Source organism: Paenibacillus sp. FSL W7-1287, from assembly GCF_038004245.1.
Classification (GTDB): domain Bacteria; phylum Bacillota; class Bacilli; order Paenibacillales; family Paenibacillaceae; genus Pristimantibacillus; species Pristimantibacillus camelliae.
The window spans coordinates 193,372-212,976 of sequence record NZ_JBBORD010000002.1; the positions used below are offsets into that span (position 1 = coordinate 193,372).

General features: G+C 44.9%; 8 protein-coding genes. 7 read left to right on the forward strand and 1 reads right to left on the reverse strand.

The genetic code is table 11. The features are described from left to right. Window positions 1-200: 200 nt before the first annotated feature. From NSQ99_RS20955 to NSQ99_RS20985, 7 genes are all read left to right on the forward strand, one after another. Complete coding sequence (locus NSQ99_RS20955; protein ID WP_340838959.1) at window positions 201-8,021, forward strand: endo-1,4-beta-xylanase; 7,821 nt, start codon at window positions 201-203, stop codon at window positions 8,019-8,021. Window positions 8,022-8,173: 152 nt separating this feature from the next. Continuing rightward, window positions 8,174-8,740, forward strand: coding sequence for a DUF4256 domain-containing protein (locus NSQ99_RS20960; protein WP_340838960.1), 567 nt, complete (start codon window positions 8,174-8,176; stop codon window positions 8,738-8,740). Window positions 8,741-8,879: 139 nt separating this feature from the next. After that, a complete protein-coding gene (locus NSQ99_RS20965; protein ID WP_340839223.1) occupies window positions 8,880-10,007 on the forward strand; it encodes an NAD(P)/FAD-dependent oxidoreductase in 1,128 nt (375 codons plus the stop codon). A 545-nt stretch (window positions 10,008-10,552) separates the two neighbouring features. Continuing rightward, entirely contained in the window at window positions 10,553-12,031 is a 1,479-nt protein-coding gene (locus tag NSQ99_RS20970) for a TIGR02677 family protein (protein ID WP_340838961.1), read from the forward strand. Between the two features lie 3 nt (window positions 12,032-12,034). After that, window positions 12,035-13,201 carry a TIGR02678 family protein gene (locus NSQ99_RS20975; protein WP_340838962.1) on the forward strand — a complete coding sequence of 389 codons (1,167 nt, stop codon included), beginning with the start codon at window positions 12,035-12,037 and terminating at the stop codon, window positions 13,199-13,201. Next, on the forward strand, window positions 13,201-17,298 hold the full coding sequence (locus NSQ99_RS20980; protein ID WP_340838963.1) for a TIGR02680 family protein: 4,098 nt from the start codon (window positions 13,201-13,203) through the stop codon (window positions 17,296-17,298). Before NSQ99_RS20975 ends, NSQ99_RS20980 begins: the two co-directional genes overlap by 1 nt. Window position 17,299: 1 nt before the next feature. After that, the gene (locus NSQ99_RS20985) at window positions 17,300-18,601 is read left to right on the forward strand and encodes a TIGR02679 family protein (RefSeq protein WP_340838964.1); all 1,302 of its coding nucleotides are present in this window, start codon (window positions 17,300-17,302) and stop codon (window positions 18,599-18,601) included. Between the two features lie 43 nt (window positions 18,602-18,644). On the opposite strand, the gene NSQ99_RS20990 is transcribed toward NSQ99_RS20985, so the two are convergent. Further along, window positions 18,645-19,472 carry a helix-turn-helix domain-containing protein gene (locus tag NSQ99_RS20990; protein WP_340838965.1) on the reverse strand — a complete coding sequence of 276 codons (828 nt, stop codon included), beginning with the start codon at window positions 19,470-19,472 and terminating at the stop codon, window positions 18,645-18,647. Between the last annotated feature and the right edge of the window lie 133 nt (window positions 19,473-19,605).

Sequence of the window (19,605 nt, forward strand, 5' to 3'; positions counted from 1 at the left end):
AATAATAAATGTCATCAACTCCGATAGTACTTGTATGCTAGTATGTATTTTACTTATGCTAATATGTTTTGTGTCTATACTTGTATGCTAGTATGGTTTTGCCTATGCAACTAGCAGCATAGGGTATGGTGAATGTGCCTCCGGTCAGTCCAGAAATGTAAAGTGCCTAAAATATCTGGTATAAGGAGACTAAATCGAACATGCGAAATATGAAAAGGTACCTTTCTATCTTGCTTTCAGTTGTGTTGGTTTTTTCATTCTCCATCTCTGCAACGGCTAACGAGGCTGCTCCAAATCCATCAGAGCTACCTTCAACGGAGTCGCAGCTTCCTTCAGCTGGTCTTAATTATGATCAATACCCTTCACTAAAAGACGTATATAAGGATTACTTTTTGGTCGGTACGGTCGGATCGTTGAGTGGTCCTAGATCTGAACTGATCGCACATCACTTCAATTCATACACACCCGAGAACGAAATGAAGCCGCAAAGTGTGCAGAGCGTCAAGGGCGTGTTTACCTTTGACAACTTGAACAGCTTACTCGGTAATGTTACTGCATTATCTAACGATATACAGCTGATCGGGCACACATTAGCATGGCATTCGCAGTCGCCCAATTGGATGTGGGACTCCCCTAATTTCGATCGAGAGACTGCTTTAGACAATCTTAATACGCATATTCAAAGCGTTCTAGGCGAATATGGCGAGCAGCTTCATAGCATGGATGTTGTTAACGAAGCGATCGGTAATGCCAATCCGAATGATTGGAGAGCCTCCTTGAATAAAGGAGAAGGCTGGGTATTAGCGCTTGGCTCCGATTGGGTTGAGCTTGCATTTTTAGAGGCAGCTAGAATCGTTGACGAAAACGGCTGGGACACGAAGCTGTACTACAATGACTTCGGTCTTAACTCGTCTGCCAAAGCTCAGACGGTTTATGAGATGGTCAAGGAAATCAACGAAAAGTATGCTGACACTCGTCCAAATGGCAAGCCATTAATCGAAGGAATCGGCATGCAGGGGCATTATAATGGCAGCACGAATGCCGAGGACGTGGAGGCATCGATTAAACTGTTCGCGACTCTGCCTGGAGTTAGCGTAAGTATTACGGAGCTGGATCTGGAGTGGCCTAATCTTGGTTCGCTTACTCCAGAGCAGGAAGTAGAGCAAGCGCAAAAGTATGCGCAGCTGTTCCAAATTTTCAAAAATTATGCTGCAGGATCAGGGAATGCGTCGTCCAATCCGAAGGTAATTGAGCGCGTGACACTCTGGGGCACCAATGACGGCAACAGCTGGAAAGGCGAAGGTCGTCCGCTGCTTTTCAACCCAGTAAGCGGAGATGAGATAACGGCTAAGGAAGCATTCGTAGCCGTGCTTGATCCAGATACGTATCTCGCAGATAATCCAATCGTGGATGATCCAGGATCAGAGCAGCCAATAGCTCCCATAGACGGAGTGTATGTCTATGATACAAGCAAAGGCGATGCTTATTCTGGTGCGAACATCATCCTAGGCAATGACGCTAATCAGTGGCCTTGGTCGACAGCAGGCGAAGACGGTAAAGTAGCGTTTACTCCTGAGAAGGATGCAACGTATCGTATTACGGTCAACTATACGTCACTAGGTACGAGTGCATTACGTGTCCGCTGGATCAAGGATGAGTCCAATGGTGGCTATACGGCACAGGACGGTCAGGTTGTCGGTACTGCACCTCATAGCAACTCACTTACTCCAGATCAAGTGGCAACCATGATTCCTGCTTATTTTAATAGCGGCATGTCGGCTGGCAACAGCTACACGCTCGTTACAGAAATTAAGCTGGACGGAGCTCAGCAAGCTGATGGATTAATCGGTAACATTGCGATCCGCGGCGGAGCTGGAGGCAACAGCTTCTCGATTAATGAGCTGATCGTCGAGAAGGTCGGCGCTGAAGGCGAGGAGGATACGCTGCTGGTTAACTGGCCAGAAGGACTACCGAAAGCTGGAACGGAAGGGGTTCATGTCTATTCCGTAACTGACGGAGACAGCTGGTCTGGTGCCAACATTATTACAGGCAATAATGCAAGCAAGTGGCCATGGTCAACAGCAGGCGAGGACGGTAAAGTAGCATTCATCCCTGAGAAGGATGCAACGTATAGAATCGCCGTTAACTACACATCCATGGGTACAAGTGCGATCCGTGTGCGCTGGCTAAAGGATGACTCCAATGGCGGCTACACGGCACAAGATGGTCAATCGGTCAATGATAACCAGTATTCGGCCAGCGAAGTAGCTACTAAGATCCCTGCATACTTCAATAACGGCATGGTCAATGCAGGAACCTACACGTTAAATACTGAGATTAAGTTTGACGGCTCACAGCCTGCAGATGGCTTAATTGGCAACATCGCGATCCGTGGTGGAGCAGGGGGCAATAGCTTCTTAATTAACTGGATCAAGGTGGAGAAGCTCGGCACTGACGGTGCACCTGATACGCTGCTCGTCAATTGGCCAGAGGGGATTGATGAGCCAGTACCTCAGCCAGAGCCTGAAGAGCCTGGATTGGATATTCCACCTGCAGGACAGACCTATGAAAACTATCCTGCGCTGAAGGACGTCTACAAGGATTATTTCTCAGTGGGGATATTCGGAGCGGGTGAAAACAATGCATTAATTCACAATTACGCCTCGTACGCGCCTGGTAATGAGATGAAGCCGGAAAGCACGCAACGAGAAAAAGGAAACTTCACCTATACTAGCGCAGACAATGCGTTCAACAATCTTGCTAGCAAGAACCCGGATATGCTGTTCTATGGACATACACTAGCATGGCATTCACAGTCACCTACTTGGATGTGGGATGCACCGCCAGCGAGATATGACCAGCCGGGTACGTTCGACAGAGATACCGCGCTGGAAAATCTTAATCATCATATCGAAAATGTGCTTGGATACTATGGTGATCGTCTAGTAGGCGTCGATGTGGTCAATGAAGCCGTCGGTACGGCGAATCCGAACGATTGGAAGGCGTCGCTTGCCAAAGGCGAAGGCTGGTATATGGCACTCGGCTGGGAATGGGTTGAGCTTGCTTTCCTGAAGGCAGCTGAAGTGGTCGACAGTAATGGATGGGATACGAAATTAATCTACAACGACTTCGGTTTAGACTCACCGAATAAGGCTCGCGTCGTGTACGAGATGGTCAAGGACATTAATGAGCGTTATGCGGACGTAAGGCCGAACGGCAAACCACTCATCGAAGTTATTGGGATGCAGGCACACTATAATCTAACGACGAATCCTGAAAACGTTGAGAATAATATTAAGCTATTTGCTACACTTCCAGGTGTAACACTTAACATTACTGAAATGGATATCGGTACGCCGCCAATCGGCACCCTTACACCTGAAAATGAGAACAATCAAGCGATGAAATATGCTGAGCTGTTTCATATCTATAAGAAGTACGCTGCTGGTCCAGCGAACGTGACGGATAATCCAAAGGTCATTGAGCGTATAGCCATTAGTGGTGTAAGAGACGCGGTCACTGGCTGGAGAGCTGGGGAATTCGCCCTGCTGTTCGATTCGAACGGATTGGCGAAGGAAGCGTTAGTGGCTGTACTTGATCCTGAAGCGTATCTTGAGACACATCAATACATTGAACCTGAGCCTGAGCCTGAGCTCACTCCTGTTGATGGTGTATATGTGTATGACGCAGGCAAAGGCGATGCATGGACTGGTGCCAACATTATATTAGGCGATAGCGCTGACGAATGGCCATGGTCGACCGCAGGAGGAGACGGCAAAGTAGCGTTTACTCCAGAGAAGGATGCAACGTATCGACTCTCCTTTAACTACACGGCAAAAGGAACAACAGCGATCCGTGTCCGCTGGGTTAAGGATGATTCCAATGGTGGCTATACCGATGCAGATGGAGCTCTCGTTAATGAGCATCAATATGCAGCGGGCGATGTAGCTACTAAGATTCCTGCATATTTCAACAGCGGCATGGTTAATAGTGGAAGCTACACGTTAGTTACGGAGATCAAGCTGGATGGCTCAGAGCCGGCAAATGGTCTTATCGGTAACATTGCCATTCGTGGCGGTGGCGGCGGGAATGCCTACTCCATCAACTGGCTCAAGATTGAGAAGCTGGACAGTGAGGGAGAAGTCGAAGAGCTTCTCGTTAATTGGCCAAATACAGATGGATTAGCACCTGCAGTACCGGCTGAGGTTTCTGCGCAAGCGAAAGGCGCAAGCGAAATTGAGCTTAGCTGGAAAGCTTCGGATCGTGCTACTGGATATAACATTTATCGTTCAGATGCAGCGGATGGAGCTTACAATAAGATCAACACTGAGACGGTAACTGAAACGACATACGTGGATACAGGTCTAGAGGCTAACTCAACATACTACTATAAAGTAACTGCTGTGAGCGGGGAAAAGGAATCTGAAAAGTCCGATCATGTAGCGGCAACAACAAGTGGTGCAAGTAGTGTGATGTACTATGAGGGCTTCGAAAACGGAAACACGCTTCAACAGAACGGCGATGCAACAATCAATCGTACAGAGGAACACGCTGCTGCAGGCACTAGCAGTTTGAGTGTAGCACCGACTGCTGCAAACAATTATAGCGGTGTTGCTCTTCGCAATAGTGCGCTTACAGAGCCAATGCTTCCAGGCGGTACGTATAAGCTAACAGCTAAAGCATTGAGTGCGAAGGATGCAACGTTGGGTGTGCGTGTAGAAACGAAGGATGCAGCGGGCGGTGATACCTACGGAACCGTTGGGCGAGCAACCGTTAATTTGACTGCTGGTGAGTGGGCAGATATATCGCTAGAATTCACTGTACCGACAGAGCATCAGTCAGTTAGTGCCATCGTGTTCCACAATGATGCACAGATCAGTGATTTCACATTCTATCTAGATGAGGTCACGCTGCAGCTTATCAGCCCGCCTGTACCAGAAGAGCCAGGTGAGCCAGAGGAGCCAGAGCTAAAAGAAGTACTGCGTATTGCATTCGACAACAAAGCTGAGCATGAAGCTCTCTTTACTTCAGAGATTTCCTCCGCTATTGAGTGGATCGATGAAGCTGGTGTTGGAATGAACGACAGCACTGCTTTGAAGGTTACGCATATTGCGGACACAAGCTACACAAGTGCCGATAACGCTGTAAGGCTGACGCTTGCTAATCCGCTACCTGAGGGCGGGGTCTATAACATCTCCGTATCCTTCTTTGCTCCTGCTGAAGGTAACGAGGGCAAGGGTGTTCTGACCGGACCTGGTATCGTACTCAATCAGGATTATGCGAACAGCGCAAGCAAGCTTCCAAGCAATCCTGGCACTTTGCCAATCGGTGAGTGGAAAGAGGTTAACGTTCAAACACCTCTAATGGATCGAGCTTTAGAAACGATTGATTTCCGTTTGGTGACGAACGATGCTGCTAATCATGCGGATGTATGGTACATCGACCAAATCGTCATCCATCAGGTTGGTGATCTTAAGGAGATCCCTAAGTGGGATCTATCACTTACTTCCATCGCCGATACGTATAAGGATTATTTCCTAATCGGTAACGTAATGAGTCCGAGTCAGACAACGGATGACGAGAATACGGCGATGTATAAGCATCATTACAATAGCATGACACCAGAGAATGAGATGAAGCCGCAATATTTGAGCTCGGCTAAAGGTGTGTACAACTATCGCAATGCTGATACACTCATTGAATGGGCTGAGGCGAACGATATCAATGTTCATGGTCATACACTCGTTTGGCATTCTCAGTCGGCACCTTGGCTGACGAATGGCGAGGACAATCAGCCGCTAACTCGTGCAGAGGCTAAGGCGAATATGGAAGAGTATATTAGCAATGTTGCTGGGCATTACAAGGGTAAACTTGCATCATGGGATGTTGTAAACGAGGCATTTGACGGTGGAAGAAGTATTCCTACGGACTGGAAAACAGTTCTCCGTAAAAATTCACCTTGGTACCTAGCCTATGAAAATGGTGCTGATGAAAGCAAGGGAGAAAGCGGCGCTGACTATATTTACGATGCGTTCGTGTATGCACGACTAGCAGACCCTGATGCGACGCTTTATTACAACGACTACAACGAGAATGAGCCTTGGAAGCGCGAAGCGATGGCGCTGATGGCTGAAGAGCTTAATGAAAAGTGGAAGACTGATGAACGTAATACAGATCCTGAGCGCTTATTAGTAGAAGGAATCGGTATGCAGGCGCATTATTGGATTCAAAGCTTGGACCCAGCTACGGTCGAAGCAAGTATTGCTCGTTTTGTTGAAGCAGGGGTGAAGGTTAGTATCACGGAGCTAGATATTCCATCATCAACAGGCACACTGACGGAGGAAGATGAGGCTAAGCAGGCAGAGCTATATGCGAAGCTATTCGTCATCTTCAAAAAATACGCAAGCGACATTGAACGTGTTACGATCTGGGGCAAGGCAGATTCTCAAAGCTGGCGTGCTTCCGGAAGTCCGTTACTGTTTGATCGAGCGTTGGTTGCAAAGCCTGCCTACTATGCAGTGATCGATCCAGAGGGCTACTTGAATATGGAGCCGGTCATTGAAGCACCGACTGGTGTTACGGCGCTATCAAAAAGCAGCAGCGAGATTGAAGTAAGCTGGACAGCAATTGAGGGTGCAAGCGGTTATAACGTTTATCGTTCTACTACCGCAGATGGCAGCTACGTCAAAGTAAACACGCAGCTAATTAATGATACGAAGTTCCTTGATCGTGGCTTATTGGCATCAACAACCTATTACTATAAGGTGAAATCTGTTAATGATGCTGGTGAATCTTTGCTATCTTCAGCAGCGCATGCAGTGACAGATATCATCTACACAGGTCCAGGTACTCCGCCAACAACACCGCCAGCACCAGTTGAATCTGACGAACTTAAAGCAGAAGTCGATTCGAACGGTCTTGCAAAAGCTACTGTTAAAGCTGAGCATTTGAAAAAAGGGTTGTCTGAAGCAAAGGCGGGCACGTTGAAGCTTGCAGTTGCTGGTGTCGACAATGCTAAGCAGATTACTGTCTCTATCCTTGCTGAGCAAGTGAAGGAAGCAAAAGAGGCCGGCATTAAGCGGATTGAGCTTTCCTTAGGACTTGCGACTGTAGAGCTGCCTATTGCATTGCTCGAAGGAATTGCAGACACTGACAATATCCAATTAAGTGTTGCGATCGTAGACAACAGCACGCTGTCAGAAAAAGCAAGAGAGCTTGTAGGGGCGAACACGGTATATGACTTCACACTAAGCGTGAACGATAAAAATATTAGTGACTTCGGACCAGGACAGCAAGTAAAAGTCGAGATCCCTTACACGCTGAAGACAGGAGAAAATCCACATCAGATCGTGCTTTATTACTTATCTGATGAGGGCAGCATCGAAGTGATTAAAAATGCTCGTTACAACAAGGATACAGGTAAGGTTGTATTCAAAACGAAGCATTTCAGTAAATATGCACCGATCGCTAACCCTGTACAATTCCAAGATGCGAAAGCAGTTGCATGGGCAAGTGACAGCATTGAAGGTCTAGCAGCGCGTGGAATCGTAAATGGAGTTACGAAGGACTCGTTTGCACCTAACGATTCAGTGACAAGAGCAGAGTTCATTCATATGCTAATGCTTGCACTTGACCTAGATGCAGCGAATGCGACAAGCTCCTTCTCCGATGTGCAGCAGGATGCTTGGTATTACCACTCAGTTGCAGCTGCACAGCAGCTAGGCATCGTGAACGGCCACAAAGATGGTTCGTTCGGTGTGAGCGATAAGATTACACGTCAAGAGATGGCTGCAATGACTTACCGTGCCATCCAAACAGCAGGGCTTACGTTGAATGAGCAGGCGTTAACAGCCTTCAGCGACGAGCAAGACATTGCAAATTACGCTAAGGAAGCAGTAAGTGCTATGCAGAAAGCTGGCATCATTAATGGCGTTGGCAACGGTAAGTTCGCTCCACAAGACACGGCAACTCGTGCTCAGGCAGCGGTTATTCTATACCAATTGCTAATGGAGACACTATAATATTGATCTAGCTAGGGTATGAACAAAGCACTCTGTAAACCATTTGGTTTGCAGGGTGCTATTTTTGCATTCAAATTCTGAAACCTATAAAACATGGACAGAATAAGATATACTATTGTTTATAGAAATAGTCGGTTTTAGGAGGTAATCATATGTCAAACGAAACAAGAGTGCTGGCGCCTGATCTAAGTGATGAGATATTTACATTATTGAAGGCACGCTTTGAGAAAAATATGGACCGTCACCAAGGGTTGGAATGGACAAGCGTTCAAGTCAAGCTTGAAGCTAACCCTGCAAAGCTGTGGTCGCTTTACGAGATGGAGAGAACCGAGGGTGAGCCGGATGTCGTAGGCTATGATGAAGCGACGGGCGAATACATATTTGTCGACTGCTCACCGGAGAGCCCGAAGGGCCGCAGAAGCGTATGCTATGATCGTGCTGCACTTGAAGCAAGAAAACAGCATAAGCCTGCGAACAGTGCGATGGATATGGCAGCTGAGATGGGGATCGAGATGCTGAATGAAGAGCAGTATCGTGAGCTGCAGAAGCTTGGAAAGTTTGATACGAAAACGTCGAGCTGGCTAACGACTCCTCCAGAAATTCGTAAGCTCGGTGGCGCGATCTTCGGAGATTATCGCTATGGTCAAGTGTTTGTGTATCATAACGGTGCGGATTCCTACTATGGTGCTAGAGGTTTCCGTGGAACGCTGCGCGTCTAAATGCTACAACAACTGTTTACTCTATCTGTTACAGATCGACTCCTTAATGAGAGTCGGTCTGTTTTTTATTGCGAGCCTACTTAAGCTATAATATAGCTAATAGAATAAGCTAGAAGGTTAGTATAGAAAGGAATTTGTGATGAAAAAGGTTATCGTCATCGGTGCAGGAATATTAGGGGCTTCAACTGCCTATCAGCTAAGCAAGCTCGGGGCTGAAGTCATCATTATCGATCGCAAAGATGAGGGACAAGCAACGGATGCAGCGGCAGGTATTATATGCCCATGGCTATCGCAGCGTAGAAATAAGAGATGGTATCGTCTGGCTAAAGCGGGAGCGGGCTATTATCCTTCTCTTATTCAAGAGCTTCAGGAAGCTGGGGAAGCAGATACAGGCTATGCGCAGGTTGGGGCGGTCTGTCTCCATCATGATATATCAAAGCTAGAGGCGATGAGAAAAAGAGCGGAGCAGCGCAAAGCTGAAGCACCTGAGATTGGTGAGCTTACGATGCTGACAGAAGAGGAAGCGGGGAAGATGTTCCCCTTGCTATCTGAGGGCTATTATGCGCTTCATGTATCGGGTGCAGCTAGAGTCGATGGACGTGAGCTAAGGGATGCCCTGTTGCGCGCGGCACAGCGCAACGGTTCGGTTTATATAGAGGGAGATGCCGTGCTTATGCACGATCATGCTGCGGTTACGGGGGTGAGCGTGGGTCAGGATACATGGACCGCAGACGAGGTCATCGTATGCGCAGGTGCTTGGTCGAATGCTTTGCTGCATCCACTCGGAATTAACATGCAGGTTTCGTATCAGAAGGCACAAATTATGCACCTGCAGCATGAAGAAGGTCGGGCTTATACAGCTCATTGGCCGGTCGTTATGCCTCCTACGGATCAATATTTGCTTGCCTTTGCTGATGGGCGTATTGTCATCGGTGCTACGCATGAAAATGATGTCGTGGGCTATGACACGTCTGTAACTGCTGGAGGAATGCATGAGGTGCTTAGCAAAGGTCTGCAGACAGCTTCTGGTCTGTCAGAATGCAGCTTAAAGGAGATTCGAGTAGGCTTCCGTCCGTTTACGGCTGATTATTTACCTGTGTTAGGCAGAGTAGCGGGATGGAATAAACTGATCGTAGCCAATGGGCTAGGCGCTTCTGGGCTAACGATGGGCCCTTATCTTGGACAGCAGCTAGCTAAGCTGGCGATGGATCAGCAGGTTGATATTCCGCTTGAGGACTATGCCGTAGAGCAAGCGATGACTCATTAATTTCTACCTAAGGGTGTTGTTGGCTCTTGTAAGTACGAAGTCACGCATGGTAAAATAACTATACAATATGTAAATGTGGCTTGACTGCCAACACAGAATATTTACATATATTTCTGTGTATACTGCAAAAAAGGAGCCGTGCGGCTAACACGACTCCCACTGCAATAGTCGCTTTTAAGGGCGATAGGCTTCACAATACAAGGATAAATAGAACAAATAGACTGCTACCTTTGCACGGGCAGTCTATTTGTCGTTAGAGGACAGCATCATCACGATAAGCGTACCGAAGGTAAGCATTAATATCATTGATTCAAAAACTGTCATTAGGCATCCCTCCCTTCTGTAGAGAGGTAGCCATAAGCCTATTCTATTGCTGGGTCGATTATAGCATGTGCGTATTGATATTGGATAGACTTGCGAAGTGAGTTTTCATTGTTTTTGGACTGCTTAATTTCCATATCCATACTTTTATAGTAGTCTGATAGTCCTAACTCAATTAGAATAGAACTTATAAGTTATAAGAGAATGTAGGAGCGTGTTGAATAATGGAAGGACCATTTAAACGTGTGACGGAAGCTACTTATTTAGCGACAGATAAGAGTGATAAGTACCGAGCGATTCTTCGCTACTTTTATATTCAGCATGAACGGTTGAGAGAGTTCCTAATGCCTGAAGAGGTTTATATTCATTTGAAAGTGTCGCCATATTTTGAAAAGTATGAGATGGAAGAATTGCATAGTGATCTTGCATCTCTAGTGAAGTGGCGCAACCTGCGTGCCCAGCAGGAAAGTGGAAAAGTGAAAACAATCGATGAATTTAAGAAAAAAAGATTCAGATATCAGATTACTCCTTACACGGTCGAATTTGAACGGATGCTTATTCAATTCGAACATCAATCGGAACAATTTGGCGGATCTTTAGAAAAATCTCATTTTGAGCGAATGTATCGAACATTGCAAAGTATTAAACACTCCTCCGACAAATCGGCCGAAAGTTGCGCTCAGTTGTGGGATGACTTGCTAACCTATTTCAAAAAAATCACACAAAATACATCTGATTATTTTGCTTATTTGCGTAGTGAAGATGCTTCGGAGCAAATGAAATCTGAAGCGTTCTTCTTATATAAAGATCAATTTACGCGATATTTGCGTGATTTTATTATTAACTTGCAACGAACGGCAGCCTCTATTCAGGATATTATGCTTTCATTGCATCGTGAGGAGATGCGTGAATTTTTAAGAAAGGTTTCACGGCACGAGGAGAGCGTATTCCGTTTTGAACGGTTAGGTGAACAAGTCGATCATGTAGGTGAACTAGAAGCGACATGGTTTAATGTGAAGGCTTGGTTTATCGGTGATGAGATGGGGGAGAGCCAATACGAAAATGTACTGGAGCAAACCAATGAAGCCATTCGCAGAATGACAAGAATTATTCAACGATTGGGTGAACGCAGCATGCTTCATCGTAGCAGGAAGGACGACTATCTTCATCTTGCACGATGGTTTTCTAACTTACCCTCCATCGAAGAGGCGCATAAGCTATCTGCAATTGTTTTCGGCTTGTCGCACACGAAACATTTGTATTCCGACCATATCCCAACGGATGATATTTATACAGATGTGTGGGATGAAGCGCCAATGGCTCATGAAAGAGTACCAAGAATTAGGACTTATCGGGAGAAATTTAGAGCGAATGCGGCAGAAAGTCATGCTGATAAGAAAGAATCTACAAAGGCAGCTTATTTAGAGCGACGGCAGCACGAACAGCAGATAATTGAGCAATATTTGGATGGTCATACGATTGAAATTGAGCGCTTGCCTGTTGTTCAACCTTTCGTGCGGAAGCTGTTGCTTTCATGGATTGGAAAAGCGATGGTCAAAGCAGATCGTACGATTAAGACAGAGTATGGTGATGTCGTTAAGGTTAAGCTGGACAGAAGTCGAACGATCACATTAACGGCTGAAGACGGACAGCTGGAAATGCCAGCGGTGACTTTATTGTTCATTGGAAGGGAGAAGGCATAAAAATTGAGTTTACAAGCGGAAGTATTTGACGAGCAAACCTCAGAAGCGCTAGCTCTATTGTTTGAACAATTTTGGATTCTACGTGATGATGAGCCGGAAGCGTACCGTTTGATTCGCGATCGTGAACTTAAACTTAAGCGATATATCCAGGAAAAGTTTGGTTTTGATCTAATTGTGCATCAGCATTTTGCCAAGCTTGAGAAAATTCCTGTCGAGCCACACAGTTGGATGGGTATTCAGGCTTTTGATGAGCAAATGGATTATTCGATTTTTTGTTGCGCGTTAGCATATACAGAGCAAAAAGCAGTGGATGAGCAGTTTTTACTGTCAGATCTGGCAGAGCGAATTCAAGAGTTGTATAGCGGTGATATTCCTCTGGATTGGACCTTGTATCAGCATCGCCGCTCGCTTGTAAGAGCTTTGAAGCAGGTCATTGAGCTACGCTTAATAAAAACGATTGATGGCAATCTAGAGCTTTTTCAACATAGTGAGGAAGAGGAAGTTCTTTACGAAGTGACCGTATATTCTCGATATTTCATGAGATCTTATCCAGATGATTTGTTCAAATTCGATTCGATTGAAGAGCTCATCGAGCAGGAGTGGCGGCGGCATTCAGAGGATCAGCGGAGGAAGCGAGTTTATCGCAAGCTGTTGATGACACCGTTTGTTTATCGACAGAGTGAGGATGATCAAGATTTTGCATATATTCGGAATTTTAGAAATCGATTGCGCGAAGATATTGAGCAGCACAGCCCATTTCGCTTAGAGGTGTTTAAGAATGCAGCCATGCTAACGTTACCAGAAGCGAAAAAGCGATATACGTTGTTTCCTGACACTAGTGGAATCTCTGATGTAGTCTTGCATGCGATTGCAATGATTAGAGTGCAATTAAAGGAATTTATTATCAATGAACTTGGTGAGCTCCGTATGCCATACGTTAGATTCCAAACTGTAGTCAATGAAACGAAAGAAATCTATGGACACGGCTGGGCGAAGAAGTATCGTGATCTGACAATTGAAGCATTAGCTGACGAAATAATTGCATTCTGGATGTCATGGGATATGGCTAAATATGAGCAACAAACACATATGCTGACAATCCTACCGGGTGCTGCACGTATGATTGCTTACTATCCACAGGATTATGAGATAGAAGGAGAGGGTGTTTAGTGACTGCAAAATATATGCTGAATCGCGCAGGGTTATTTAACTTTTGGTATTACGATAATGAGATTTTTGAGTTTGCAGATGGCAAGTTGTTGCTTAGAGGTACAAATGGTTCTGGTAAATCTGTAACGATGCAAAGCTTACTGCCAGTTCTTCTCGACGGTAAAAAAACTCCAGATCGGTTGGATCCATTTGGCTCTAGATCAAGAAGAATGACCGATTACTTGCTTGGTGAAAAGGAAGTTTCCGATCGCGATGAACGAACCGGTTATCTGTTTATAGAATATAAGATGAAAGGCTCCGACCAATACTTGACGACAGGTATGGGGATGCAGGCGAAACGAAATCAAACATTGAAATCATGGGGATTTGTTATCACTGATAATAGGCGAATTGGGCATGATTTCGAGCTTTTCAAATTAGTTAATCAAAATGGCGAGAAAAAGCAATTTCCGTATTCACAAACGGAATTAACAACGGCCATTGGCAGCGGAGGAGAAGTTGTAAGCTCTAATCAGGATTATATGAAGCTCGTTAACCGATATGTTTTTGGTTTTGAAACGCTTGAGGCATATGATGATCTAATTAAGCTGCTCATACAGCTGCGAAGTCCTAAGCTATCTAAGGATTTCAAACCAACGGTCATTTACGAGATATTGGAGGAAGCACTGCCACCATTGACCGATGATGATTTACGTTACTTGTCTGATTCGATTGAACAGATGGATCAGACGAAGCAACAGATGGAGCAACTCGTGAGAGAGGTAAAAGCATTAACGAAGCTTAAAAATGCCTACGAGGCTTATTCTGAACGAGTTTTCGCAGATCAGGTAAAGGAATGGAACCAGGCGAAAAACCGATCTGAAAAGGAAATGCGTGAAGTAGAGGCTTTAGAAAAAGAGCTGGATAAGCTTGCTGCAGACTTTGAAAATAGTATAACCAGAGAGCAGGAATTGAAGATCGAAGAAGGTGCTTTAGAGGAGCATAAAAAAAGACTTCAGCTGCATGAGGTTTTCCAGCTAGAGGAGATGCTACAGCAGAAACAAAACGAGCAGAGAGAGCTGGGGCGTGACTTGATTATGAAAGGAAATCAAGTCGATGAAAAATTAAAAAAGGAGAAGGAGACTCATAAAAGAATAGATGAGCTTGAGCTAAAAATTGATCAGAAGAAGCAGCAGCTGAACAATGAAATTGAGGAGCTGGATTTTGAAGCTCAAGAAAGTGGATTTGCACAGCATGAGCTAAACTTACGCGATTATAAGCGCTATGAAGGGAAGTCATTCGACTTCGATAATTGGAAAAGAGAGCTGGAGGACCATACTACCAAGTTAGATGCTGCTCTCCAGGAGTTAAGAAATCGAGATTCAATAATTCAGCAAATTGAGGAAAAACACCGTATGCTCAGCGGGGAGAAGCAAGCGTATGATTCCTTACTGGACGATGAACGTAAGTGGCAAACTCTTCTACACGAAGAAAAACAGTCTTTAATCCGAAAAATTCATAACTGGCTAGAGAACAACCAGCAATATCAGGTTATAGATACAGATATTCAGCGAATGATGCGCATGGTGGAGCAGTTGTTCGCAGAATATGAGTACGAGGATATAAAGGAATTATTCAAGCACACCGCTAATAACTATGAGGATGGACTTCGTATTCGTCGTGCTGAGATACTTACTCAAAAGGCTCAAAGCGAAAAGGAATTGGAGCAATTGCAAGTTGAGTGGAAGAAAATCCAGGCACAGCGCGATCCGGAACCCAAGCGTCATGTCGCGACTATAAAGGCACGCAATCGGTTAGATGAGCAAGCGGTGGCGTATAAACCATTGTATGAAATTGTTGAGTTTCATCCTGACATACCACTTGAGGTACAGCGGCGTCTTGAAAGTGCACTGAGTGAAACAGGCCTACTTGATGCATTAGTGACGACAGAGCAGATCGAATATGAGCATGATCGCGTGCTCATCGCGGATCCTAAGCTATTCACAGCGACGTTAGCAGATTACTTACAACCTGATGCCATGCAGAAGACGATACCGTATGACCGCATAGAGGCGATACTGCAAAGTATCGAGATGAATGGTGAAGCACCAATACATTTTACAGAGGATGGACGGTATCGCTTTGGGAATTTACAGGGACATGCGTTGCCGTTGGAAGAAGTTCGTTTTATTGGAAGAGAGGCGAGAAGACGCTATCGAGAGCAGCTGTTAGCAGAGTTTGAGCAACAGATAGCGGACTATCAAGCTCAGATCTCGCTGCTAGAGGAAGAGAGACATCGAATAGATGAATTGTTTGAACGCTCTAAAGAAGCTTGGAGTGACTTCCCAACAAGTAAAGATGTAAAAGCATGTAATAACGAGCTTGAAGAAACGAAAAGACGACTCGCCCATCACAATAAAATAATTAAGGAGTTATCCGATCAGACGGCTACCCTAGAGCAAAAGCTCCAAAACAGCAAGCGAAAGATTAATGAGCTTACTCAAGGACTTGCCTTAGGAAAATTAACGGTCGAATGCTATCAGCAAGCATTGGGACAGAGTCGACAATATGAAAAACGATTACAGCATATTCATAGAGAGCATGAGTCTTGGGTTAGACTACTTGAAGAAATTAGAAGAGAAGAAGATAGATTAGATGAACATCAGTTTGAGGTTGATAGGCTACGTGGAGAGTGGAATGTGCTTGATGGAAAAGCTATGAAGCTGCAGCAGGAAATAGACCATATTAAACAACAGCAGCAGTTAAAAGGGGCAGACGATGTAAGACGAGAAATTCGTGAAACAATAATGCAGTTAGAGCAGGTTACATCCGAGCTTCGTCAACTAACTAGCAGAATACCTACTTTGGATGTCCAGCGATCAAATAAGAAGGACAAGCTTGTTGAGAAGAAAAATGAGTATATATTTTGGAGTCAAATGAAGGTTATCTGGGAGGAAACTCTGCAAAAGGAATGGAAGCGGGGGACTTTTGCCTCAGACAATGAGGTGTTGGATGAGAAGCACCTTAAAGAATTCGCAGATAAACCACTAGCTAAAGAAAAATCTGTCCTAGAGGGAGAACTATCAAAATTGTTCTTTAGCTTACAGCCTGATTTAACAGAGCATAAAATTACTCAATTTACAGATGCACCAAATGCTTATGACTGGATGAAGGAGATCGATCGAGACGAATGGAAGCCAGTTATTGAGCAGTGGAAAGCAAAAAACACAAGAGATATTATTGAGTTTGACCAACGCGGAGTAAAGATTTCTCCTGCAGCACTATACGAAAGTGTTGCTAGAGAGCTGTCGATACAGGAAACAAGACTCGATGAGATGGACAAGCAGCTCTATGAAGAAATTTTACTTAATTCAGTAGGGCATAAGCTTAGAGCCCGCATTCGTCGCGCAGAACAATGGACGGAGAAAATGAGAGGGTTGATGGAAAGCAGGGATACTTCTTCAGGTCTCAAATTCTCAATACGCTGGAAAGCAAGAACGGCCGATTCAGAGCAGGAGCTTGACACGAGTGAGCTTGTCGCTTTGTTGAAGCAAGATTCCAATTTATTGAATGAAGATGATCTCGAACGAATTACTCGGCATTTTCGATCGAAAATTCAGTCAGCGAAAGCTTGGCTTGAGGAAAAAGGCGAGGGGGAAAGCCTGCTTCAGGTTTTGAAAATGGTACTCGATTATCGCAAATGGTTTTCATTTGTTCTATATTACGAGCGTCCAAATGAACCTAGGCGGGAGCTAACCAATCATCAATTCTTCAAGTTTAGCGGCGGGGAAAAAGCGATGGCGATGTATATACCGCTCTTCACAGCCTGCTATTCACGCTACCAAGAGGCAGCGCCTAGTGCTCCTTATATTATATCGTTAGACGAGGCGTTTGCCGGTGTGGATGAAAATAATATCAACGAGATGTTCGAGATCGTCGAACATCTCGACTTTAATTATATTATGAACTCCCAAGTTCTATGGGGCGATTACGAAACGGTTCAGTCGTTGGCTGTATGTGAGCTTGTTAGACCTAAAAATGCAGACTATGTGACGGTTATTCGTTATACGTGGAATGGACAAAAGTTGTCCATGAAGGTCGATGAAGTGGGTGAGTAAGTTGAGCAGGAAGCTTGATGAAGCATTGCAATATTTTAAGAATAAAAAGGGTTTGCATTCCCTTTTTATTCTGTTTCGCAAAAAATATGAGTCGTTCGGAAGATTCGGAGGGACGATCGATTTATCAATTTTATCTGATCATGCCATAGAGGAGCTTGCTTTATTTATGGGGCAGTCTCCTCACCATCTTATGGGAAAAGGAAAGTTGAAGCTGTCTGATTTTGAACAGAGATTAATGCAAACAAAGTTTGCAGAGATAACGTTGCAGGAACTGCTAGAAGCTTATTTTGAAGAGAGTTTACAGTCCAAGAAAGCTGAAAGGGATAAGCTAATTGAAGCACGTCGAAAAGTCTTAGCCAATTGTAAATTGCAATATCCTCAGCTTGCCCTATGGTTTGTGTATTTGGAAGGCAGGACGAGCGATACGAAATGGATTTGGAGACTTCTGCTTGAACCTAGTTTTGCTGAGGAAGTCCATACGTTAGCTCTCGCTTATGCAGCCCTGCCGAGCTCATTTGAACGATATCCGATTTTCAGTCAACGAGTTACAGGTGATCCGCATGCTCTTGATATTACTAGTTTGAGGGGGAAGCTGTGGATTCACGTTTTGCATGTGATGGCGGGTAGAAAAGGGGCATTGCCTACACAAACCGAGCCATTGAATGAGCTGCTTCTGCATTATAACCTGCTAAGAGACGATATCCAAAACTTTGTAACCCAAGCTAATCTAATTGCTTATAGAGGAGAGAGAGAACATCCGGTATGGAGGTCAGCTGTAGATGAACAGAGTGTTCTGAATGTACCGATTCGGGAAATATTAAAGGTCGATAGGGTGACTGTAGCCAAGCAGACATTTGATAAATCTTCCGCAAAAGTGTACGTCGTTGAAAACTCGGGAATATTCTCTGCCTTGCTGGATGCAGTGCCTAACGCACCGTTGATTTGTACTCATGGGCAGTTCAAGCTTGCAGGCTTGCAGCTAATGGATCTGCTTGCAGCATCCGGATACACATTATATTACAGCGGTGATTTTGATCCAGAGGGCTTAGCGATGGCTGTTCGTTTTAAGCAAAGATATCGTGAACAGGCAAGGATTTGGCGAATGTCTAGTTCTGATTATAAAGCATCGACCCCTGCAGTGGAACTAGGGGAAAGAATAGCAAAGCTCGCCCCGCTGCTTGACTCTGAGTTGCAAGAGGTAGCACATGCGATGAACGAAATCGCAATGGCAGGTTATCAAGAAGGAATATTGTCATTGCTTATTAAAGATTTGAAGAATGATGGGTGTCCAGAACGTCAATAAAAGTTGACGTTCTGTGACGCTTTTTTTGTTTTTGATGCAGCTATTATCTATCATTATGCCGCTTGAAGCAGCTAGGCGTTGTTCCCATCCATTTGCGAAATTGCCGAATAAAATGATTATAGTTATGAAACCCAACCTCGAATGAAATCTCCGAGGCACTGCGATTCGTATGCTCTAACAGCAGTGCAGCTTGACGTATTCGCATCTGATTTAATGCATCGATGATGGATTGACCAGTTTGCTCTTTGAACAGATGAGACATACGTGAGGCTGATAGTCCGATCGTTCTAGCAAGCTCCTCAATCTCCACGGAGTGCCTCATATGATTAGATAGATAATGAAGCACCTCCTCGACTCGCGGATCGAGCGTATGATTCTTCTGCTGGGCAAGTACAAGTAAGATTTCACGCAGTGAATTCAGACAAAGGTCTTGCCAATATTCATGACGTTCTCTTGAATCTGACAGAATTCTGCGGAAAGCACGATGAACACGCTTATAGATTGAGAATGGCTCGATTGTGTGAACGTACAAAGGCTCTGCTGGCAGCAGGCTGTCACCAACGGATAGTGGAGAAAAGTGCGCCCATATAAAATTCCACACCTCTCCCTTTACCGTGCCATACTTATGCGGCACACCGGGTCTCATTAGTACAATATCTCCCCGAGAGCATCTTGTTTCACCTTCAGGCGTAATGAAATAGCCCTCTCCACTTAAAGTAAACGTAATTAGCCAGTCATCCATCCCACTCGGTCGATGTGTACTATACGAGTCGTTAACGTGAAAGTGACCACTAATAAACAGACCATGAGACTGTCCGTCATAGCTAGAAGGCTCATCAAACTGTGTCACGGTGCTCACCATCCTTGCCATTATTTGTTGCTTTATTATATCGAAATGCAATGCTGCATTCTATACAATAGCAGAATTGTGTGAGAAAAAAGCAGATTTGTTACTACATTATGATTAGTGAAGAAGCTACACTTTAAGTAATGAAACGAGGGGG